The sequence below is a fragment of the Rahnella sp. PD12R genome, from assembly GCF_019200965.1.
Taxonomy (GTDB): Bacteria; Pseudomonadota; Gammaproteobacteria; order Enterobacterales; family Enterobacteriaceae; genus Rahnella; species Rahnella laticis.
Window position 1 is genome coordinate 132,681 of record NZ_JAHTMS010000009.1, and the last position, 20,672, is coordinate 153,352.

Consider the following 20,672-nt stretch of genomic DNA (forward strand, 5'->3'; position numbering starts at 1 on the left):
TTAACAATGAGCGAGAATACTTTTCGCCTGTTCAAACAAGCGATTACGGGAAAACATCAGTTGCAGGCGTCCACCGCCCACCTGGTGCCACAGCACGGCGGAACGGATGCCAGCCAGTAAAATGGCGCGGACTTTCGCCTGAACCTGCGGATTTTGCAAAATTGTCGGTGAACCGGTGACCTGAATGCGCGGGCCTGCCGGGCTGACGACGTCGACATAAATCGAGGCCAGCGAACTAATCATCGTGTCGGATTCGAGCTCGAAATGCGCCAGCTGGCGGTCGAGCTGATCGATACGTTCGCCGAGCTGATTCATGGCGGCTTTATTGGCACAGAGCTTGCGCTCAAGCACCATCAGGCTTAGTGCGTAACGCGTTAACTCAGCGCCCGGCCCCTGGCGGTTGGCGTTCAGCACGCCCAGCAGCGTTTCCAGCCCCATCTTCAAATTCGCTTCATTATTACCGTACACCGCCAGCGTGGATGCCGGATTCATCTCCAGCAGGCTGCGCAGTGACACTGACATTTCTTCCTGAGCGCAATTGCCTTCATGGGCAAGTTGCTGGACCAGGCGCGCCGCCTGACAGATCCCCGCCAACGCCAGCGTAATGTCATAATAATTTTTAGCCACGTTTACTCCTGTAAGCGTTTTGAAACGATGAGACGCAGTGACAAAGAAGATAGCCCAAACTAATGGCGACAGATCATGCCATAAAACTGACCCTAAACACAGTTCGGAATCAGTGCAGATCGTCACAGGCGGGCAGAAAAAAAGCGGGACGCCCGAAAGCGTCCCGTTTTCATACACCTGTTGGCGTGGTATCAGGCCTGAAGCGGCAGGCGTTGCTCAATAACGCCACCGCCGAGGCAGATTTCGCCGAGGTAAAACACGGCAGACTGGCCCGGTGTGACGGCGGCAACTGGTGCGTCAAAGCGCACTTCAATGCGGTCTTCGCCCAGCGGCGTGACGACGCATGGAATGTCTTCCTGACGGTAACGGGTTTTGACGGTACACGTCAGCGGCGCGGTCAGCGGTTTGCGATCAACCCAGTGAAGCTGTTGCGCAATCAGCCCGACGGACATCAGACGCGGATGTTCATGGCCCTGAGCAACGTACAGAATGTTGTTTTCCACATCCTTTTCAACGGTGTACCACGGCTCTTCGCTGCCTTCTTTCTGGCCACCGATGCCCAGACCTTTGCGCTGGCCGAGCGTGTGGTACATCAGCCCCTGATGTTGCCCCATCACCTGACCATCCACGCTTTTAATCACGCCAGGCTGTGCCGGCAGATAGCGGCCAAGGAAATCGCGGAATTTACGCTCACCGATAAAGCAAATGCCGGTGGAGTCTTTTTTCTTCGCGGTGATGAGATCGAGCTCTTCGGCAATGCGGCGCACTTCCGGTTTTTCCAGCTCACCGACCGGGAACAAGCTTTGTGCAACCTGTTCGTGACCCAGCGTGTAGAGGAAATAGCTCTGATCTTTATTGCCATCGACGCCGCGCAGCAGGTGGCTGATGCCGTCGATATCCTGGCGGCGCACGTAGTGACCGGTCGCGATGTAATCCGCGCCCAGATCTTCTGCGGCGAATTCCAGGAAGGCTTTGAATTTAATCTCTTTGTTGCACAGGATATCCGGGTTTGGCGTGCGTCCGGCTTTGTATTCCTCGAGGAATAATTCGAACACGTTGTCCCAATATTCCGCCGCGAAATTCACGGTGTGCAGTTCGATACCCAGCTTGTCGCATACGGCCTGCGCATCGGCAAGATCGGTGGCTGCTGTGCAATACTCTTCGTCGTCATCCTCTTCCCAATTTTTCATGAAGAGGCCCTCAACCTGGTAACCCTGTTGTTGCAAAAGGTACGCAGAGACTGAGGAATCGACACCGCCGGACATCCCGACGATCACTTTTTTCTGGCTGTTGTCAGACATAATTGTCCCGAAACACATGAATTAATTGTCCGGTACTGACGGTGTTTTTCTGATGCTTGTCCCACGAGGATGAAGGCCGCGCGCAACAAAAACACCACAGAAACCCGAACAGAGGGGTACTGCATAAATACTGAAGCGCGAAATTTTATCACGTCAGGCCGGTTGCTGCATCGCTGATTCACAGCACGGCAACAACCGGACGAAAGGCTTTTCTGCGCGCTTACTCCGGCAGATTAAAATTGTGCAGGATTTCCAGAGGGTAACGCGGTGATTCCTGATAACAGCGGATGCTTTCCGCCACCAGCGGTGAGCGTAACTGCGCCGAGCCGATAATTTCTTCGGCACTGACCCAGCGGCACTGATCGATATCGTCATCCTGCGGCGCGGTGTCCAGAATTTCCGGTAAATCAATCACAAACGCGAAGCGCAGAAACGGTGTGCCGTCCGGCGCCTGCCACTGATGCAATCCGAGAAAAGACTGCGGTTCGGCGTGAATACCGGTTTCTTCATACAGTTCGCGTTTTGCTGCGCTGACCAGCGTTTCGTCGGCTTCGAGATGGCCAGCCGGCTGGTTCCAGGTCACTTTTCCGTGAATGGTTTCTTCAACGACCAGAAACTTTCCCTGTGCCTGAACGACGCAGGCGACGGTGACGTGCGGTTTAAACATGCGGGATCTCCTTCCATTGGCCGGGTTGTAAGTCGCCGAGGGAAAATTCGCCCATGCTGTAACGGATCAGGCGTAACGTCGGGAACCCGACATGTGCCGTCATGCGACGAACCTGACGGTTCCTTCCCTCGTACAAAGTGATTTTCAGCCAGGTCGTCGGGATCGCTTTACGTTCGCGGATTGGCGGATTGCGTGCCCAGAGCCATTTCGGTTCACCGACAATTTCAGCACCGGCGGGCAGGGTGGGACCATCTTTCAGCGTGATACCTCGGCGCAATGCTTCGACGGCGGCGGTATCCGGCACTCCCTCGACCTGTACGTAGTAAATCTTGCCGGTGCGTTTACCTGGCTGTGTCAGTGCAGCTTGCAGTTTGCCATCGTTGGTCAGCACCAGTAAACCTTCGCTGTCCCGGTCGAGACGACCGGCGGCATAAACATCTGTTAATGAAATGTAATCTTTAAGTGTCGCCCGACCCGCCTCATCAGTGAATTGTGGCAGTACATCAAACGGTTTATTGAAAAGAATCACCTTTCTGGGCCCTTTTGGGGCAGATTGTTCTTTGGCAGGCCTTTTGCTGAAACGTTTAACGTTGTGATTTTTAAAAGATAGCGGGTTCATAGGCATTGAAGTTAGAGAGAATTAGCGCATTATACTTGAAAAATGTTTCGGATTGGCTAGCGAGAAATATTCGAGTAATATCGACCGGCATCTTACAAATTTTTAACAAAAATGCGCTCGAAGGAGAGGTTAATGGAAAGCAAAGTAGTTGTTCCGGCTGAAGGTAAAAAGATTACAGTAGACGCTCAGGGTAAACTGGTCATTCCTAATAATCCTGTTATCCCATTCATTGAAGGTGATGGCATCGGTGTTGACGTCACGCCTGCCATGATTAAAGTCGTTGATGCGGCTGTTCAGAAAGCCTACAAAGGCGAGCGTAAAATCTCCTGGATGGAAATCTACACCGGCGAGAAATCCGTAGAACTGTACGGCAAGGACGTATGGCTGCCAGAAGAAACTCTGGACCTGATCCGTGATTACCGTGTTGCTATCAAAGGCCCACTGACCACTCCGGTTGGCGGCGGAATTCGCTCCCTGAACGTGGCACTTCGCCAGCAACTCGACCTGTACATCTGTCTGCGTCCGGTTCGTTATTACACCGGCACACCAAGCCCGGTAAAACGTCCTGAAGATACCGACATGGTGATCTTCCGTGAAAACTCCGAAGATATCTACGCAGGTATCGAGTGGAAAGCCGGTTCTGCTGAAGCGGACAAAGTCATCAAATTCCTGCAAGACGAAATGGGCGTGAAGAAAATCCGTTTCCCACAGGAATGTGGTATCGGTATCAAACCTTGCTCCGAAGAAGGCACCAAACGTCTGGTTCGTGCGGCGATTGAATACACCATCACCAATGACCGTGATTCCCTGACGCTGGTTCATAAAGGCAACATCATGAAGTTCACCGAAGGTGCCTTCAAGGATTGGGGCTACCAGCTGGCGCGTGAAGAGTTCGGCGGCGAGCTGATCGACGGCGGCCCTTGGGTGAAAATCAAGAACCCGAACAACGGCAAAGACATCATCATTAAAGACGTTATTGCTGACGCATTCCTGCAACAGATCCTGCTGCGTCCGGCTGAATACGACGTTATCGCCTGTATGAACCTGAACGGTGACTACATCTCCGACGCCCTGGCGGCGCAGGTTGGCGGCATCGGTATCGCTCCGGGTGCAAACATCGGTTCTGATTGCGCGCTGTTCGAAGCCACTCACGGTACTGCGCCGAAATATGCCGGTCAGGACAAAGTGAACCCGGGCTCAATCATTCTGTCCGCAGAAATGATGCTGCGTCATATGGAATGGTTCGAAGCCGCAGACCTGATCGTGAAAGGCATGGAAGGCGCTATCGCGGCTAAAACCGTGACTTACGATTTCGAGCGTCTGATGGAAGGCGCTAAGCTGCGGAAATGCAGCGAGTTTGCCGACGACATGATCGCAAATATGTAATTTCAGTTCGCTGAAACAGAAGAACGGGAGCCTGGTGCTCCCGTTTTTTATGGCTGACGGGTATGAGAGGGCAGTTTAGCTGAGCGGGTTTTGCGGCTGATTATCGTCCTTGTCCTGCAGCTTGCCTTCGTAGCCCACCAGAAAAAATGCCCTGGACGGATGTTTCGCACTGGCGGAAAAGAACTCGGCCACCAGATCTTTATCCAGACTGTATTTACGCGACAAAACGCCTGCCTCGAATGCGGCATTGTTATCATCACCGGTAATCTGCGCCCGGGTGTGTGCAAATCCCAGCACAAAGCCCCGCAAATACTCTTTGCAATAGCCTGATACTTGCGCAGCAGGCCATGCGCTTTCGGCGCTCAGGCCCGCTTTTAGCCCTTTCCCAAAATGGTTTTGCATTTCAAAAATCCTCGTCGAACAAGCGCTGTATAATAAATCATATAGCGATTATTCAGGCAATGACCTACAGCAAGAGAATTGAGGTTTGTGGAAAGGCCACTCCGGAGCAAAGCAGGCATATTTCAGAGATAAGAATTTGGGTCAGAAGGGAAAGTGAGAGTGAATTTGCGTTAAGTTTTGTCGGCTCTTTGAATTTTTTCACCGGATATTCAGCAGGATAAGGGTTTATTTCACCGGTCATATTGTGCATCGCAGGCAGCGGTGTTAAATATGAGCGACTTTTTGCCACAGGACGGACCTTTTGTTACGTTCACTCCTCTCCAGCTCACTGTTCCGCATCGATCTGCGACGTCTGATTCTGATCTTAGCCGTAATGAGCGCCTTCGTGACGCTTGCAAACAGCTTTTATGCCAGTTATCGCGTACAGCGCCAGTTGCTGATCGACAACACGCTTGAAGAAAACCGCGTTTATGCGACCAAGCTTGCGTCCAGCACCGAACAGTTTATCAAAAGCATGCAAAAGCAACTGGCCTACAGCGCAGTGATTGCGGCAGGCCACTTTGACGATCCTGCTATTCTTCAGTCCGAAACCGCTCGCCTCAAATACCAGACGGACAGCTTCAATTCTGTGGTGATCACCAATGCCCGCGGAAAAGTGCTGGCGACATCGCCGGACAGTTTACAGTTGGTCGGGCATGTGCTGACGACGCCGGGCGCGGTAGAAGCCCTGAAAGAACGGCGTCCGCTGATCAGCAAACCTTATATTTCTGCCGCGCAAAACCTGGTCATCATTATCTCGACGCCGGTTTTTACCGCCGACGGAAAGTACCTTGGATATATCGGCGGCACCATTTATCTGAAGCAGAAAAGCATTTTGAATGAACTGCTGGGCGAGCATTTCTATCGTGACGGTTCCTACATCACGGTGCTCGACGAAGACCGGCGCATTCTTTATCACCGTGACGCCAGCCGCATCGGCGAGGTGATGAAACCACATCCGATGACAGAAATTGTCAGAACGGCGACCAACGGCAGCCTGATGGTGGAAGGCGTCGGCGGGGATCAGATGCTGGCCGGTTATGCGGTTGTGCCTTCTTCCGGCTGGGAGATTGTGACGCTTCGTCCGACCAACGCCACGCTGAAACCGCTGGAAGGGCTGATGGTTAAAGTGCTTAAACATCTGACACCGCTGGCTGTCCTGACACTGCTTGCCGTCTGGTTATTCTCGCGGCTGATCGCCCGTCCGCTGTGGCTGCTGGCGCGCAATGCGAACGAAATGGATAACCCGGAAGTTTCGGTTAATATCCGCGAGATTCCGTCGTGGTACTTCGAATCCAACCAGCTGAAACGTGCGCTGCTGATAGGTATCAGCCTGTTGCAGAAAAAAATCGGTAAGCTGAAATTTGAAGCGCAAACCGACCCGATGACCGGCCTGTTTAACCGGCGCGGGCTGGCAATGACGCTGGAGTCCGTGGCGCAGCTGCGTCAGCAGTTTTCAGTCATTGCGCTGGATATCGATCACTTCAAATCTATCAACGATTCTTATGGCCACGATGTTGGCGATGAAGTGATTAAATCAATGGCGGAGCAGATCCGGCATAACGCGCGGGAAACAGACATTTTATGCCGGGTTGGCGGAGAGGAGTTTCTCGTTCTGTTGCCGCGCACGGCGCTGGCTGAAGCGGAAATGATTGCTGAACGTCTTCGCGAAAATGTTGAAAGTCTGGAACTGCCGGGTATCCGGCCAATCACGATTTCGCTGGGCGTGGCGCACTGGCACTATTTGCAGGGCGATCCTGATACGTCGCTGAAAAGAGCCGATGAAGCGCTGTATAAAGCGAAACAGGATGGCCGTAACCGCGTGGTGGTTTCTGAACCGTAATTTTTACGTGATATCAGGGCATGAATTGCCCTGATTTTTACCGGTTATTTCGCAGCAGCGGCAGCCTGCTGTTTCTTTTCCTGCGCGGCAAGATGGTGCCCGATAGCGCAACCTGCCACCGCGCCGATGACTGCGTGGTGTTTCAAATGCCCGGCAACGCCTCCCACGACAGCGCCCTTGAGGCAACCTGCCGCCTGGGCAAATGAGCTCATCAGCAACATGCTGCAAATGACTGCGCCGAAGATTGTTTTTTTCACCTGATTTCCCCTGAATGAACGATTAGTGCTGTGGCAGAAAATGTCATAACAGGCGCTGGCTTGTCATTTTGCTATCTGTAAGCAGGTGCTGCTGATGTTACGCATTGTGCTGCAAAACCCTGCTGGCGTGAGGGAGTTTGGGATAAGGACGGGTTACAACTGCTGAAGCGGTTAACGGCTCATTGAACAACGGTTTACTTTGCATTCCGCTGGTCGGGCTCTTCACTTTTTTTAAGTCTGCTAAACTTAATATCAGTAACCGGCGAAGATCCCTTTCTTCGCTGTATCCGGTTATTTTCCACCCGTGAAGAAGGATGCCGCTATGACGCATCAAGAACAATTGCAGGCCCTGATGGTTCGCATTGACGCGCTGGAACAACGTGAAAGACAACTGACTTATGCTTCAAATGCTTATCAGGCAATTTTGACCACGTTACTGGGCATTCTGGATAAACCTACGCGCGATCGCGTGATCAGCATGGTAGACCAGGCTCACGATGTGGCTTATGCCAAAGCAAATCTGGAGCAGAAAGGGAATATTCTCGGCGCGGATGACATAACTCAGCGCATTTTCTTATTCGCGCAGGGGCGTGCAGCGCAGCCTAAGTGAAGGCAATTGCAGGATTTATTCGTGACTCGTTCCCTGAAAAGGCGACGAGGATTTTGTTCGTCCCTTATTCAGGAACGTCGGTCGGTTTTTAACATATTGATGGCTGCGCCAAGTAAAATACGACGCTGAACGCCAGTGGCGCAGGCCAGTTGCTCGTCGAGATAACCAATCAGCGCATCGGCACTCAGAGGCTCCCCTCTGTGACGCATCTGAATTACGCCATCACCGATAATACGCGCCACTTCATCCCAAAGCGGTTGGATCTCACTTTCCGAGAATTTCATGACAGCTCCCGTTTGTGTGATTTACGTACAATCTACCATCTGAGTGGCGTGTGGCAAGTGTGCGGGCCGAGATCGGGTGGCAGGGCAAAAATGGGTTCCTTCCGGCACGCAGGCCGGAAGGGGGTTGAGCGCAATGTGTTAATGCTTTATCACATACAAATCTTTGGTGTAGACGTAATTGAGCAGGCTGTCGTTGAAGCCGCCGACATAAGGTTTTACCAGACGGGTGCTCACATAATGGTACAGCGGGATGACCGGCGACTGGTCGGTCAGAACCTGTTCTGCCTGCTGATACGCTTTGCCAACATCGGCTTTATCCGTCGCTTTTAATGCATCGTTCAGCGCCTGATCGTAAGTGGCATTGCTGAATTTAGGCGTATTTTCGCTGTTGCCGGTACGCAGCGTATTCAGGAACGTGGACGGCTCGTTGTAGTCCGCAATCCAGGCGTAACGAACCACTTCGTAAGTCCCCTGATGCATGGTATCGAGCATGGTTTTCCATTCCTGATTCTGTAAAACGGCATCCACGCCGAGATTCTTTTTCCACATAGACGCCGCCGCGATGGCAATACGCTGATGTGCTTCTGACGTGTTGTACAGAAGATTGAATTTCAGCGGATGATCCGGACCAAAACCGGCTTCCTTCAGCAATTTCTTCGCTTCTTCGTTGCGCTGGTCCTGCGTCAGGCTGGCATCTTTCGGTTTGGCAAATGTAAATCCACCGGTGTTATCTGGCGTCAGATGCCAGGCTGGCGTTTGTCCCTGACCCAGCACTTTGTCGGCAATAATCGATTTATCAATCGCCAGATTCAGCGCTTTACGCACCCGCACATCGTTAAATGGCGGTTTCTGTGTGTTCATCGCGTAGTAATAAACCGCGAGATATGGGCTGACATGAACCTGTGAACCCAGCTCTTTTTTCAGCGAGGCGAACAATGGCGCCGGGATGGTATTGGTAATGTCTATTTCGCCGGCTTTGTAGCGGTTCACATCCGCCGTGCCGGACGCAATTGGCAGATAGGTCACTTTATTGATGACGGTATGCGCGTTATCCCAGTAGGTTGCATTACGGACTGCGGTTATGCGTTCGTTAACCGTCCAGGTATCCAGTTTGAAAGGACCGCTGCTGGCGAGGTTGCCGGGCTGGGTCCATTTATCGCCGAATTTTTCGACATCGGCCTGACTAATTGGCGAAAGTGAAGGGTGCGCCAGCATGCCGAGGAAGTAAGAAAGCGGCTGGTCGAGGGTGACTTCCAGCGTATCTTTATCCAGCGCTTTGATCCCTAACTGGTCAGCTGATTTTTTGCCCGCGATGATTTCATTGGCATTGAGGACGTGCATGCTGCCCAGATAACTTTCGTAAGGTGAAGCGGTTTTAGGGTCGATTAAACGACGCCAGCTGAAAACGACATCCTGTGCGGTAATCGGAGAGCCGTCAGACCAGACAATGCCCGGGCGTAAATGGAAAAACCAGGTTTTCTGATCTTTCGTTTCCCAGCTTGCGGCCAGCGAGGGTTGTGCATCGCCCTTGTTATCAATGGTAATCAGGCCCGCAAACAGATCACTCAGAATGTTGAATTCAACATCGCTTTCCACTTTATGAGGATCAAGAGAGGCGGGTTCACTCCCGTTATTGCGCACGATTTCTTGTTTTGCTGCCAGCTCAACTCCCGCGGGAACGGTCGCGGCGTAGCTGGCAAAAGGTGCCAGAAAGGCACTGGAAAGAAGGACTGCGAGGGGAAGTTTCTGAAAGCAGCCATAAGTTTTACGTATCGTCATTGCCATTTCCTGCCCTGTCAATATGGTTAAATATCAATGAGTAACAGGGTATTCATACCGCTCTTCTGACACTTTAGCAATCTTTATGGAACATTTTATCGCCACGTTGTGAAAGCGGACACAAGGGGCTAATAACCGGCATTCTCATGTGCCGGGATCCAGTAACCATCAATAAAATCTTCAATAGGGTAACAGCCGGCCTGCCGCAAACCTTGCTGGTGCATGGCGACAGTGCATTGCGCCTTCGTATTAAAGGCATCCACGACCAAATCTTCGCATCCACCGCCGAGATAACAGATGGTCAAAACAAGTGCGAACATCGTGCTCCTCCTTCGTTGTCACCTGATTAAGCATAGAAGGAATGTTCCGGTAACGACACAAAACGGGGTTCGTTTGCTGATTCTTTGTCCAGTTATAGCGAGGCGAAATACAAGAAAGGCGGGGATAGAGAATTTCATCCATGCGCGTGATATTCTCGCGACCATAATTTTTACGAATGGCTTTTGTGGAAGGAGTATCTGATGTCCGATTCTTTAAACAGAGAACAGGAAATTGAATCTGATCTGGTGGCATGCCAGCTGGTAATTAAACAAATTCTGGATGTGATTGAAATTATTGCGCCAGCAGAAGTTCGCGAGAAAATGTCTCATCAGCTGAAGAGCATTGATTTCAGTAAACATCCTGCCGGAGCGGATCCGGTCACCAAGCGCGCTATCGAAAAGGCCATTTCGCTCATTGAGCTGAAATTCACCCGACACGACAGCTGATGCTTTTGTTATGCCCGCCGCCTGGACGGGCATAACAACCCATATTTTTCTCTATTTATTATCAACTACTTCGCCGACCTGCTTGAAGATCGGGCAGTTAGCCACGCCAATTACGCCGCTGTCGGAATGGATATACTGTGAGCTGACAATCCCGCGCGCGGTGAGATACTGGCATTTCAGCCCAAGACCCGCTGCATTTTCACTGCTGCCGACGGTCACACCGTAACCGGAAAAAAGAAAAACGGCGTAAATAACGGCCAATACAATAATCGTTTTAATCACACTCATCCCAAAACTCCCCATGTTCATCCTGACGCTTCAGGATATTGATAAGTCTAGTAGAAGTTATTTCCGGGTAAATGTCATCCCAGCCAATTCTGAATCGCGGCGCTCGGGCTGAAAGCAAAAAAATTGGCCCCTGAAAAGGGGCCAATTGATAACTTAACTATGCGTCTGACGCAGAGCAGGCAGAAATTACCAGCGGTATTTCATACCCACGTTTGCTGCCCACGGCTGGTCAACATCGCTGCCGCCCAGGTAGTTAGCACCCGCGTAAACGGTGAAGTTTTTGCTCATGTCGAACTGACCGCCTAAACCAACGCGAACTGCTGAACCGTCAATGCCGTTATCAATACGGTCACCGTTGATATCTGCATCATTGTTCGCATCTTCGTAAACGTATGCCAGTGTTGCGTAAGGGCTGATGGCCTGACCGGCACCCAGATCGAAGGTGTAACCGATGTTGGTACCCAGCTCGTAACGCATGCTGTCATAAGCCTGATCGCTGACGCGCATGTTGTTGCTCATGCTGTAGTCGTCATCACCGATGAATACGCCAGTGATGCTGGCGTAAGGAGTCAGGTAAGCCTGCGGTGCGAATTTCCAGTCGTAACCGGCTTTCAGACCGAAGCCCCATGCGTCGGTGGAGTTATCACCAGACACTTGCTGACCGTTGCTCATGGTGCTGTCAGTAGAGTTGTTGAAGTGGCTGTAGCTCAGAGACGAATCAATGAATACGCCATTTTTGAAGTCCAGGCTTGAGTAGACGCGTGCTGACTGGCTGTCAGTATCTGCGCTTGCGTTGTCCATAGACAGGCTGGATTTCGCGAAGCTGGCTGCCATACCGACCAGCCATTGGCGATCGCCGCCACCTTCAGTGACTTTATCCAAACCAACCATGATGCCGTTAACGTCCTGATCGTAATCAACAACGCCATTGTCGCCGTTTTGCTGACCGCCAAAGTAGTTAACCCATACGCCACCTTTGTCATCACCCTGGGTGTGACGTGAGCTGTCCATACGGTTGCTCAGAGTATCCTGCTCCATGTGCCAGGTTGCAGCATTAGAAGAAGGCAGGCTCAGCGCCGCGTTAGCGGTAGAAGTGATGCCTTGTTTAGCCAGAACCACGGTATCGCCAACTTGTTCTGCCTGATACTTATAAGCACCCAGATCGGCGGTATTTGCGTGAGTGAAGGCTGCGTTGCCACCGTAAGTGCGGATCAGTTCTTTATTCTGATAATCCGCAACGCGGCCTGCGCCGGTCGCGTTATCAATACGAACCTGATAGTTACCGTTAGTCACGCCGTTAACCGCCAGGTGACCATCGGAATTCATACCGATAGTACCGCGGTCGTAAACGTAATCCGCAGCAGTTTTGTCGCGGGCGTTATTCATGTCGGAGTTCAGAACATACTCACGGCTGCCAACGTTGAAGGTACCGTCATCGGTCAGCACCATGTTGTGAGTATCAACTTCACCAGCGCCTAAGTTCAGCTGAGAACCGTTACCGACGGTAATGGTGTTCGCGTACAGAGAAGCGGTTTCTTCAGTCAGAGTCGCTTTACTGCCTGAGTTCAGGTTCAGTGCGTCAGTTGCAACGCCGCCGTGTGCTGCAATTTTCAGGCTTGACTGATTTGTCAGAGAGATGTTGTCTGCAACCAGAGTCGAATCAACAACATTCAGCTGTGACTGGTTATTCAGGGTCAGGTTATCAATGTTGGATGCCTTTGTGGTATCCCACTCAGAACCATTGTTCAGAGCAACATTGAACAGACCGCTCTGATAAACGCTGTCGCCGATTAAAAGGTTGGTAGTATTGCTGTAAAGTGAATCCGGCCAGATGCTGTTAGCCGAGCGATCATACAAAGTATAATCTTTGTCGACGTTAGAAGTCGCTGCGCCAACCCATTTACTGCCATTATCCAGAGTCAGATTCAGTTCGTCGGTGTCATCCCAACCATTAGTATCAAGGTTGCCGTCGCCATTGCTGTCATGGCCACCCTTATAATAATTATTGTCAAACGAGCTTGCGAAAGTCACATCGCCTTTGATGGTGGAATTATTAAAGACGGCGTTAGTCTTCATTGAGTTATCTTGTGCGGTTGCCGTTACAGATAACGCAACATCATCGCCAGGATTTGTTGCGCCGTCGGTTCTTGAACCGTAATCGCTAGGTTTATCTGACTGACCATAAAAACTATTATTGCCCAGTTCGCTGTATGAACCTGAAGTCAGAACAGAATCATTAACGGTGATATTCGTATCGTAGGTATTACCATTATTAACAGTGGTATCAGCCCAACCATAACCCTGTGTCAGCGCAATGCCAGCAACATGGGAATTGTTCTGGATAACGATATTGCTTTCTTGCTCAAGCGTTACGGCAACACCCAAAGCAGAAGTTGGGTATTGTTGATGCGTAATTTTATTGTCTGCGCGAACGACGTCATAACCGAAGTTTTCGTAAGTATCATTGATGGTGGAATTATCAATGGTCAGCTGCAACGGCGACTGGTCGTATTCATTGCGGGCTGTGGAGCCACAAGTAGAATCCGTAGAACCAACGCAACGGGAAGTGATCATGCCATTCACGGTTGTATTGGTGATATTCAGGACATTGCTGGTATTGCTATCAAAGCCCAGGTAATGCGTAGAGATAACGCCGTTTACGACTGCATTATTGATAGAAGAGTAGATGTCTCCGCCAGTATAACTGTTATTGGCGCCATCATTATCAACATAGCCGTGATAGCCAATATAACCAGACTGAATCGAGTCACTGTAGAAAGTATCGTATACGGTGCCGGAGATGTCTGCTGACATCGCCGCAGGTGCTGTTACTGCAACAGCGCAGGCCAGCGCTATTTTAGAAACGAAGAACTTTTTATTCCATGCATGCATTTATTAATCCCTCAACAAAAAATAGTCAGCATGAATCAACTGAAATAATTTCAGTTACTATGCTTTGATTTATATTACAGAAGAGACAGAAGAACTGTTCGACGGCGGGATGATATTTTAATGCATGGTGTTATTCAACAAAGAAGTTCACACAAACTTGAAAGAAAACTGAATTATTATTGTTGTTCAAAGTTCTGAATTTAATTTATTTAGAGTGTTTTAAATAATGTTTTTCTTTATGTTTTCTGAATAATAACGGTATATTAGAATTTATGCTGCTGTGCAGGCCCTCGCCTGGCAGGTTCTTTAACGGGATGTTATGCGTGATAATCCGCTGGGGTCCCCGTGGAACAGGGTTTTTCAGGATGCGGGTCATATTTATTTGAGTGAAAATTGCTAAGGTGGATTTTTAGGGTGACTGTATTATCGGGTTGTTTAATTTCTTACATTGCGCAATGTTTTGCTTAAAAATCTTTATTTATCGGAAACGGTTTTGATGAACAACAGGGGTAACAGGTATACAGTAAATGTTTATTTAATTGATGCAGATCAACGGGAGTTATTCGGTATTAATTGATAAGGGTTATACATTAACGTGTATGATTTCTGTATGTGATAATTGCGGGTCACGCTGAGAGTAAAAGGCGATACTTCGTTATATCGCTGTTTAGGATTTACGTCGTACTATGGGTTTCTGTTCTGCTATGTTTGGACTATCCCTTTGAGCCCTGATAGACGCTTTTTAAACCAAAAGAGACCTGCCATCAAATTGAAAAAGCCTGTTTTCAGTGTCAGGAGGATCGTGATGTTCGTCCTTTTCCTGCTCATCTGTATCGGTCTGTACCTGCTTGCCCTCAACAGCTATTGCGATCAGGGCGGCAACTTTGACCTTGGTGTTTGCTCTATCACCTCCTTTATTCCTTTCTGAGTAATGTCTGCCAGACGAACCTGCGAGCTTTGGGATCCGCAAACCAATAAGAAACCCCTGTTTTTTTGTGAATGACTTCCCTGGCCTGCCGGGGATGGTAAGATGCTTGCTCTGAACATTCAGTGGTAGGGTAGTCAATGTTTGATTTCGCAATGGGCCAAAACAGCCTGGCTTCATTGGTGCTGTGTGCACTCTCAGCGCTGTTATTCCTTCTGGTGTGGTTTTTTGTCAGCCGCGCCAGCGTCAGGGCAAATGAGCAAATTGCTTTGTTGCACGAGATAGCTGAGCAGCAACGCCAGCAAACCGAGTTGCTCAAGGTTCTGGCTGCACAGGTAAAGGGCAATACGCCCACCGTTGAGACAGAGGATGATTCTGCTCTCAGCCTGCGCGGATTTATTCCTGAACGATAATTCCGTTTTGTTAACCCGCCAATTGGCGGGTTTTTCATTTATGCTTTTCATTCACAAAAGTGTCTTAATCTTCCGGTAGTCTCCACGCATGTGCCCTGCAGGATGGAAGAACAGATGATCAAATGGTCTGAAGAAAACGACAGTGAAGTAAACCACAACATTGCCTTATTGACCGGAGAGGAGCCTGAGAAGTGGTATCCCTATGGCGGCATGAAAGGCAAAGATTATTGCAACAACCCCTCCGATGCGTGGCCGATTATTTGCGCCAACAAAATCAGCATAAATTTTAAAGAGTTGCAAAGCGATCCCCTCTGGCTGGCAGAAATCAGCAGCCCGAACGGTCAGTGGCAGGCGCAGAGCAAACGGCCTCTTCGTGCAGCAATGGTATGTTTCCTGCTTAGTAAGACTTGCGCATAATTAAAAGCGCAGAGATACTCAGATTGTGACAAGGTTTTGCAGAGAAGTGATTCGAATAAGCATCGCATAAAGCGATGCGTATCAAGTGATTAATGTTTCCTCATTTTGACAGTTGTGTCTAAGGCGGAGTCCATTATGAAGCGCATCATTAAAGGTGATAAAAATCTTTCCCATCTGGTGGTTGCTCATGCAGCTATCGACAGTCATGAAAAAGCCTACGGCAAACGCCGTCAGGGCTGGCCTTCTACCTACCTCATTAAATACAAAGATGCGCGTGTTGCGGTCGAAGTCGTGACCCGCAGACAATCCTATGTGGCAACTCTCATGATCGGCGCCAGAAATCTGACCAAACTTTGTGGTATGCCTGCCTGATAAGCAGAGCGATGAGTCTCAAACTTAAAACCGTGCCGGATTTCCCGACACGGTTTTTCTTTATAACGTCTTCGCTGACAGGTGAGCCTGATGCAAGCTGCCGCGAGGGAAGGGGCGTTTTATCAGCCTGAGCATCAGGGAGATGAGATCCATCATCAGCAGCAATGTGCCCGTGATGGCCAGGATCATGAGCCCGGCGAACGCCAGGATGACAAGCTTCAGCGCCGGCGGCAGCGTGAACCGGCGAAAGCGAGAGCGCAGCCACAGACGTCCATATTGTGTCTGGATCTGCATAATGTGCGTCAGTCGCGCGGTGAACGACTTGCGGTTTTTCGTTGTGTTCATTGTCATAAAGCGTCTCCTTTCAGAACATCTTTAGTACAACACAGAGTTATTAAGATTTTCTTAATGGCCGCTAAACGTTCATTTGCCACATTATTTTGCACTTTCTGTCTGTGGTGTGCCCCGCAAGTATGATAATTATTCAATATTGCAGACCTGAACTGCTCTCCGAAACCGTCATCTCACAGGAGCCTTATGCCTGGTAAAAATCCCTATTACGATCCTTCAAAAGCCCATCATACGCCTGAAGGTTTCACGAATGACGAACCGCAAAACCGGCAGGAAGGCGACCTGAAACGCTGGAGGAAAGAACGCAAAGAGCAGGGTTTGCCGGTTCCTCCTGATAAAGGCTATGAACATTTTGTCAGCCAGTGGTGGCAGGCGGCTGATTTCAGCGGAACTGATGACCGGTTATGGTTTTTAGGCCACGCCTGCCTGTTGCTTCGGGTCTCGGGTCGTTACATTCTGACCGATCCGGCGCTTTCTGACCGCGCTTCGCCGCTGAGTTTTTACGGCCCGAAAAGGAAAACGCCAGTCGCGGTTTCCGTCGATAAGCTGCCAAAAATCGACGTCGTACTGTTTTCGCACAACCACTACGACCATCTGGATCGTATGACGGTTCGTCGTCTCCTGCGCCGCTTCCCCGACGTGCAATTTATGGTGCCGCTGGGAATGAAATCCTGGCTAACGCGGCGTGGCGCAAAGCATGTTGAGGAACTCGACTGGTGGGAAGAGCGAACGTTTGGCGAAATCACGATTTCTGCTGTCCCGGCGCGTCACTGGAGTATGCGCACGCTATGGGATCGCAACCGGTCGCTGTGGTGCGGCTGGGTGGTGGCTCATCCTTTATTGAAATTCTACTTTTCCGGGGACAGTGGTTACAGCGATCAGTTTAAAAAAATCGGGCAGCGTCTGGGGCCATTCGATTTGGCAGCGATTCCGGTTGGCGCGTATGCACCAAGATGGTTCATGAGCGCGCAGCACATGGACCCACAGCAGGCTGTCGAAGTGTTTAAAGAATTGCGTTGTCACAAAGCGGTGCCCATTCACTGGGGCGTTTTTGAATTAGCGGATGAATCACTCGATGAGCCTTTACGCGAATTATCTCAGGCAGTGAGTCAAAGTGACTTGCCTGAAATGGAATTCAAACCATTAAAAATAGGCGCAAGCATATCTAAAGGTTGAATTTCATTTTTAAGGGCGCGAACAGACGCGAAAAGTAAATGGCGCGCCATTAAATGAGAAGTATTATCAGTTGAAGTGATCAATCTCTCTTAACACGCACAAAGAAGAGGGGTTATAAAGTTGTTAATTACAATCCCGCTGACACTTAATTCTCCTGTCAGCAGCGCGCATTTGTTCAGAATAATGGCTCGCCAGAACATTCCAAATGCGCTGTTTTGAGCGTTAACTGAAATTTTTTCAGGTTATACAGTGGATTATAGGGCACTACACCGGGGACCTGCGTGCAGTAACCAGTCAACCTTGGTTGTCATTTTTCTGATGAAACATTGAAAGAGTTGTGTGACTCATATCTTTAAGTGATAAATCTAAGATGGGATTTTGATCACGGTATTTAATATTTATTTTTTATATCGATATTTAATAATTGAATAAGTCTGGGGGAGGATGTTTATTAACTGTTATCTCGATTTAACCAACTCGCAAACTTTAATTCATTATAATGTCAAAATCCGGAATGTCGAAAAAGTGGCTTTATATATGTACCGGTGTGGAATTGAATTCTCTCAGACGGCTGTCTTTCATTGTATTATCCTGAGGAGATAAAGGCGCACAGTTTAGGTGCATTTATTCCTTTACCCCCTTTGTTTTGCACCATTTTATCCGTCTATGGCGTAATTGATTATTGCATAACCAGTCATACCGTCCGGATATGTTCCTGTCAGGGTGCCCGTTCTGTCTGACAAGTGTGCAACTCGCCCGCCAGACAGGCTGTCACCCGAGTGTTGCCCGCCGGGAGGTGCAGGACTATCACGCAGAATCCCTGCTTCCTGGAGAAGTCTGGAATGCGCGCCGCAATAAAAATTCAAATAAAGATGAGTTTTACGCTTACGGTTCTGCATTAAATGATCAATAATCAAAACAGGTCGTTATTGTTTTGTTTGATATGCAGGTAAAACTGCAAAGCAGAAAAAAGCATGTCTATCAACATATTTCAGCATAACTGAACACGAAGTGCCTTTAACCGGCTCAAATATGTGCGACATGTCCATCACTGATTAAAAATGGCTTGCCATCGAATTCAGAGTATGTGATAACGCATCTGGGTAAAACGAGGTACAGTTCTGTATATGTGTGGCATTTTCAGTATAGAAGTTCTGAGTAAAGACGTTCACGTTGAATACCGCTTCTCTGCCGATTCTAATCTTAGTGCCTCAAGCAGTAACGACTCTAGTTTGTCTATGTAACGCCCTCGGGCGGTTTAAACAATCCAAAGGAAATACTCAAGATGGCAAAGATCAAAGGTCAAGTTAAGTGGTTCAACGAGTCTAAAGGTTTCGGTTTCATTACTCCTGCTGACGGCAGCAAAGACGTGTTCGTACACTTCTCTGCAATCCAGGGTAACGGCTTCAAAACTCTGGCTGAAGGCCAGAACGTAGAGTTCGAAATCCAAGACGGCCAGAAAGGCCCGTCAGCAGTTAACGTAACTGCAATCTAAGCAGCGCTTAGCTGTAAAAAAACCCGCCATGCGCGGGTTTTTTTGTGCCTGAATATCCGGTGTTTATCAGGATTATAAGATCATAATGCCCGATTGCTGGTTGCGGCCACTGATCCCCGGATGCGTCGGGTCTTTTGCACGCTGATGACTGTTGCGGCGAAAACTGGTGTATTTGAACCCGTTTCCTGCAGGCGCTTCGGTACAGATTGTACAGCTGCCGGCATGATCAATGCCCGCAAAGCCGAGGGAATGCAGCTTGGCACTGGCGATTGCCGCCAGATCGAGATGCCGGTGCCGGGGCGAAATCAGTGAAGGAGGCAAATCGAGGCGTTGCATAAAATCATCAACCAATTCCTGGCTGACTTCATAACAGCAGTTTCCAGCCGCCGGACCAATCGCTGCAAACCAGTCTGAGGTATCGCCGTTCTCATTAATACGCTCAGCCATTTTTTCAAGAATGCCGTCGATAAGCCCGCGCCAGCCGGCATGTATTGCCGCGACTTCCTTACCATCCTTACGGCAAAAAATAACCGGCAGACAGTCAGCCGTGAAAACCGCCAGCAGTATTCCGGGCGTTGACGTGATAAAACCATCGGCCTCGCCGCAGTCTTGCCCGGGCTGGACGACATCTGCAATACGTGTGCCGTGAACCTGTTTCTTTTCAGGGCGGGTGGATTCATAAGCTTGCAGATGTGCGGGGAGCAGATTTTCTTTGTCGCCGAATCCATGCAGGATACCGGGGATAGGGCTGAGTAAAGCTGAGTTGTCACTCATCTCGTGTCTCGGTTAGAAAAATGTTATCGACTCAGTGTAGCCGTCTTTGAACCGGATTTTCCAGTAGTTGCAACAACAGTACGCCTTCTTTAGACTTAGCCCTGTTGCGAATTTTCGCCCTTTCAGACTTTCCTTGTAGGTTTCCCGCATGACTTATCAATGTCCACTTTGTTTCCAGCCGCTTGAGCTGACAGGCCAGCAATGGCGATGTGCCGCTAATCATCAGTTTGATAACGCCAAAGAAGGCTACGTTAATCTGATGCCGGTGCAGCATAAACGCTCGAAACAGCCCGGGGACAGCACTGAAATGATGGTTTCGCGCCGTGCGTTTCTCGACGCCAGACATTACCAGCCATTACGTGACCGGCTGGCGGATATTCTGGATAACGTGCTGCCGGAAACTGCGGAAACGCTGCTGGATATTGGTTGCGGGGAAGGGTACTACACCACCGCGCTGGCGGAACGCCTGTCGCAGCATCGCAAGATGAATGTCTTCGGGCTGGACGTGGCGAAAGTGGCGATTCGCTACGCGGCTAAACGCTATCACAATGCGTCGTTTTGCGTCGCTTCCAGCCATCGTTTGCCGTTCGCCGAAAACTCTCTGGACGCGGTGGTACGCATCTATGCGCCATGTAAAGCGCAGGAGCTTTACCGTGCTATTAAGCCCGGTGGTGTGGTGCTGACCGTCGCACCTGGTCCTCGTCATTTATATCAGCTGAAGGGCATGATTTATCAGGATGTTCAGCTCCATGCTGAACAGGATGAACAGCTGGAAGGTTTTGAGCGCGTCAGTACCGAAACGCTGGCTTACGATATGCGCCTTTCAGGCACAGAAGCGTTTGATCTGCTGCAAATGACGCCGTTTGCATGGCGGGCGACGGAAGAGGTGATGGCGAATTTAAAATCTCAGTCTGCGTTCGAATGTGAGACTGATTTTGTGATCAGACTGCACCAGCGAAAATCTGACCAATAAAGCCGTTTTTTCTAC

At 49.8% G+C, this 20,672-nt stretch carries 26 protein-coding genes; 12 read left to right on the forward strand and 14 right to left on the reverse strand.

Annotated features, from left to right (window positions below; genetic code table 11):
• From hflD to rluE, 4 genes are all read right to left on the reverse strand, one after another.
• Window positions 1-627, reverse strand: coding sequence for a high frequency lysogenization protein HflD (gene hflD, locus KWG64_RS18130; protein WP_218522693.1), 627 nt, complete (start codon window positions 625-627; stop codon window positions 1-3).
• A gap of 191 nt (window positions 628-818) precedes the next feature.
• Window positions 819-1,928, reverse strand: coding sequence for a tRNA 2-thiouridine(34) synthase MnmA (gene mnmA, locus KWG64_RS18135; protein WP_195822875.1), 1,110 nt, complete (start codon window positions 1,926-1,928; stop codon window positions 819-821).
• A gap of 220 nt (window positions 1,929-2,148) precedes the next feature.
• Window positions 2,149-2,595, reverse strand: a complete 447-nt coding sequence (locus KWG64_RS18140; RefSeq protein ID WP_218522694.1) for an NUDIX hydrolase — start codon at window positions 2,593-2,595, stop codon at window positions 2,149-2,151.
• A complete protein-coding gene (gene rluE, locus KWG64_RS18145; RefSeq protein ID WP_218522695.1) occupies window positions 2,588-3,214 on the reverse strand; it encodes a 23S rRNA pseudouridine(2457) synthase RluE in 627 nt (208 codons plus the stop codon). Before rluE ends, KWG64_RS18140 begins: the two co-directional genes overlap by 8 nt.
• Window positions 3,215-3,346: 132 nt before the next feature.
• On the opposite strand from rluE, the gene icd reads away from it, so the two are divergent.
• The gene (icd, locus tag KWG64_RS18150; protein ID WP_056778851.1) at window positions 3,347-4,600 is read left to right on the forward strand and encodes an NADP-dependent isocitrate dehydrogenase; all 1,254 of its coding nucleotides are present in this window, start codon (window positions 3,347-3,349) and stop codon (window positions 4,598-4,600) included.
• Window positions 4,601-4,675: 75 nt separating this feature from the next.
• Here the strand turns inward: icd and KWG64_RS18155 are convergent, their stop codons facing one another.
• Both KWG64_RS18155 and KWG64_RS18160 read right to left on the reverse strand, forming a co-directional pair.
• Entirely contained in the window at window positions 4,676-5,002 is a 327-nt protein-coding gene (locus KWG64_RS18155; RefSeq protein WP_195814346.1) for a DUF2623 family protein, read from the reverse strand.
• Window positions 5,003-5,066: 64 nt separating this feature from the next.
• Entirely contained in the window at window positions 5,067-5,291 is a 225-nt protein-coding gene (locus KWG64_RS18160; RefSeq protein ID WP_218522696.1) for a hypothetical protein, read from the reverse strand.
• Between the two features lie 12 nt (window positions 5,292-5,303).
• Between KWG64_RS18160 and KWG64_RS18165 the strand changes: the two genes are divergently transcribed.
• Complete coding sequence (locus KWG64_RS18165) at window positions 5,304-6,884, forward strand: sensor domain-containing diguanylate cyclase (RefSeq protein WP_255562221.1); 1,581 nt, start codon at window positions 5,304-5,306, stop codon at window positions 6,882-6,884.
• 44 nt (window positions 6,885-6,928) lie between these two features.
• Here the strand turns inward: KWG64_RS18165 and KWG64_RS18170 are convergent, their stop codons facing one another.
• Window positions 6,929-7,141, reverse strand: coding sequence for a hypothetical protein (locus KWG64_RS18170; RefSeq protein ID WP_195814696.1), 213 nt, complete (start codon window positions 7,139-7,141; stop codon window positions 6,929-6,931).
• 322 nt (window positions 7,142-7,463) lie between these two features.
• On the opposite strand from KWG64_RS18170, the gene KWG64_RS18175 reads away from it, so the two are divergent.
• Window positions 7,464-7,751, forward strand: a complete 288-nt coding sequence (locus tag KWG64_RS18175) for a hypothetical protein (RefSeq protein ID WP_101077160.1) — start codon at window positions 7,464-7,466, stop codon at window positions 7,749-7,751.
• Between the two features lie 68 nt (window positions 7,752-7,819).
• Here KWG64_RS18175 and KWG64_RS18180 read toward each other — a convergent pair whose 3' ends face one another.
• The 3 genes from KWG64_RS18180 to KWG64_RS18190 all read right to left on the reverse strand — a co-directional run bounded on the left by KWG64_RS18180 (window position 7,820) and on the right by KWG64_RS18190 (window position 10,134).
• A complete protein-coding gene (locus KWG64_RS18180; RefSeq protein WP_195814347.1) occupies window positions 7,820-8,035 on the reverse strand; it encodes a hypothetical protein in 216 nt (71 codons plus the stop codon).
• 138 nt (window positions 8,036-8,173) lie between these two features.
• Entirely contained in the window at window positions 8,174-9,814 is a 1,641-nt protein-coding gene (locus tag KWG64_RS18185; protein ID WP_218522697.1) for an ABC transporter substrate-binding protein, read from the reverse strand.
• Between the two features lie 128 nt (window positions 9,815-9,942).
• Window positions 9,943-10,134, reverse strand: a complete 192-nt coding sequence (locus KWG64_RS18190; RefSeq protein WP_152325639.1) for a YebW family protein — start codon at window positions 10,132-10,134, stop codon at window positions 9,943-9,945.
• A 201-nt stretch (window positions 10,135-10,335) separates the two neighbouring features.
• Between KWG64_RS18190 and KWG64_RS18195 the strand changes: the two genes are divergently transcribed.
• Complete coding sequence (locus KWG64_RS18195; protein WP_104922661.1) at window positions 10,336-10,581, forward strand: DUF2766 family protein; 246 nt, start codon at window positions 10,336-10,338, stop codon at window positions 10,579-10,581.
• Window positions 10,582-10,632: 51 nt separating this feature from the next.
• Here the strand turns inward: KWG64_RS18195 and KWG64_RS18200 are convergent, their stop codons facing one another.
• Entirely contained in the window at window positions 10,633-10,869 is a 237-nt protein-coding gene (locus tag KWG64_RS18200; protein WP_152325640.1) for a YobH family protein, read from the reverse strand.
• Between the two features lie 186 nt (window positions 10,870-11,055).
• Window positions 11,056-13,761: an autotransporter outer membrane beta-barrel domain-containing protein gene (locus KWG64_RS18205; protein ID WP_218522698.1), complete on the reverse strand. Its 2,706-nt coding sequence runs from the start codon at window positions 13,759-13,761 to the stop codon at window positions 11,056-11,058.
• Window positions 13,762-14,560: 799 nt separating this feature from the next.
• On the opposite strand from KWG64_RS18205, the gene mgrB reads away from it, so the two are divergent.
• The 4 genes from mgrB (at window position 14,561) to KWG64_RS18225 (ending at window position 15,888) form a co-directional block, all read left to right on the forward strand.
• Window positions 14,561-14,689 (forward strand): PhoP/PhoQ regulator MgrB, encoded by a 129-nt coding sequence (gene mgrB / locus KWG64_RS18210; protein WP_370530260.1) that lies wholly within the window; start codon window positions 14,561-14,563, stop codon window positions 14,687-14,689.
• A gap of 137 nt (window positions 14,690-14,826) precedes the next feature.
• Window positions 14,827-15,099 (forward strand): YebO family protein, encoded by a 273-nt coding sequence (locus KWG64_RS18215; protein WP_218522699.1) that lies wholly within the window; start codon window positions 14,827-14,829, stop codon window positions 15,097-15,099.
• 114 nt (window positions 15,100-15,213) lie between these two features.
• The gene (locus KWG64_RS18220) at window positions 15,214-15,516 is read left to right on the forward strand and encodes a phage protein NinX family protein (protein ID WP_120132055.1); all 303 of its coding nucleotides are present in this window, start codon (window positions 15,214-15,216) and stop codon (window positions 15,514-15,516) included.
• A gap of 135 nt (window positions 15,517-15,651) precedes the next feature.
• Window positions 15,652-15,888, forward strand: a complete 237-nt coding sequence (locus KWG64_RS18225; RefSeq protein ID WP_104922655.1) for a DUF4060 family protein — start codon at window positions 15,652-15,654, stop codon at window positions 15,886-15,888.
• Window positions 15,889-15,948: 60 nt separating this feature from the next.
• Here the strand turns inward: KWG64_RS18225 and KWG64_RS18230 are convergent, their stop codons facing one another.
• Window positions 15,949-16,239, reverse strand: a complete 291-nt coding sequence (locus tag KWG64_RS18230) for a hypothetical protein (RefSeq protein ID WP_218522700.1) — start codon at window positions 16,237-16,239, stop codon at window positions 15,949-15,951.
• A gap of 186 nt (window positions 16,240-16,425) precedes the next feature.
• Between KWG64_RS18230 and KWG64_RS18235 the strand changes: the two genes are divergently transcribed.
• From KWG64_RS18235 to cspE, 3 genes are all read left to right on the forward strand, one after another.
• Window positions 16,426-17,415 (forward strand): MBL fold metallo-hydrolase, encoded by a 990-nt coding sequence (locus KWG64_RS18235; protein WP_218522701.1) that lies wholly within the window; start codon window positions 16,426-16,428, stop codon window positions 17,413-17,415.
• Window positions 17,416-18,542: 1,127 nt separating this feature from the next.
• Window positions 18,543-18,659 carry a DUF2627 domain-containing protein gene (locus KWG64_RS18240; protein ID WP_071823629.1) on the forward strand — a complete coding sequence of 39 codons (117 nt, stop codon included), beginning with the start codon at window positions 18,543-18,545 and terminating at the stop codon, window positions 18,657-18,659.
• 41 nt (window positions 18,660-18,700) lie between these two features.
• Window positions 18,701-18,910 carry a transcription antiterminator/RNA stability regulator CspE gene (gene cspE / locus KWG64_RS18245; RefSeq protein WP_002221949.1) on the forward strand — a complete coding sequence of 70 codons (210 nt, stop codon included), beginning with the start codon at window positions 18,701-18,703 and terminating at the stop codon, window positions 18,908-18,910.
• A gap of 72 nt (window positions 18,911-18,982) precedes the next feature.
• On the opposite strand, the gene pgeF is transcribed toward cspE, so the two are convergent.
• Window positions 18,983-19,684 carry a peptidoglycan editing factor PgeF gene (pgeF, locus tag KWG64_RS18250; RefSeq protein WP_218522702.1) on the reverse strand — a complete coding sequence of 234 codons (702 nt, stop codon included), beginning with the start codon at window positions 19,682-19,684 and terminating at the stop codon, window positions 18,983-18,985.
• Window positions 19,685-19,832: 148 nt separating this feature from the next.
• Between pgeF and rlmA the strand changes: the two genes are divergently transcribed.
• Window positions 19,833-20,657, forward strand: a complete 825-nt coding sequence (gene rlmA / locus KWG64_RS18255) for a 23S rRNA (guanine(745)-N(1))-methyltransferase (RefSeq protein WP_218522703.1) — start codon at window positions 19,833-19,835, stop codon at window positions 20,655-20,657.
• Window positions 20,658-20,672: the final 15 nt, after the last annotated feature.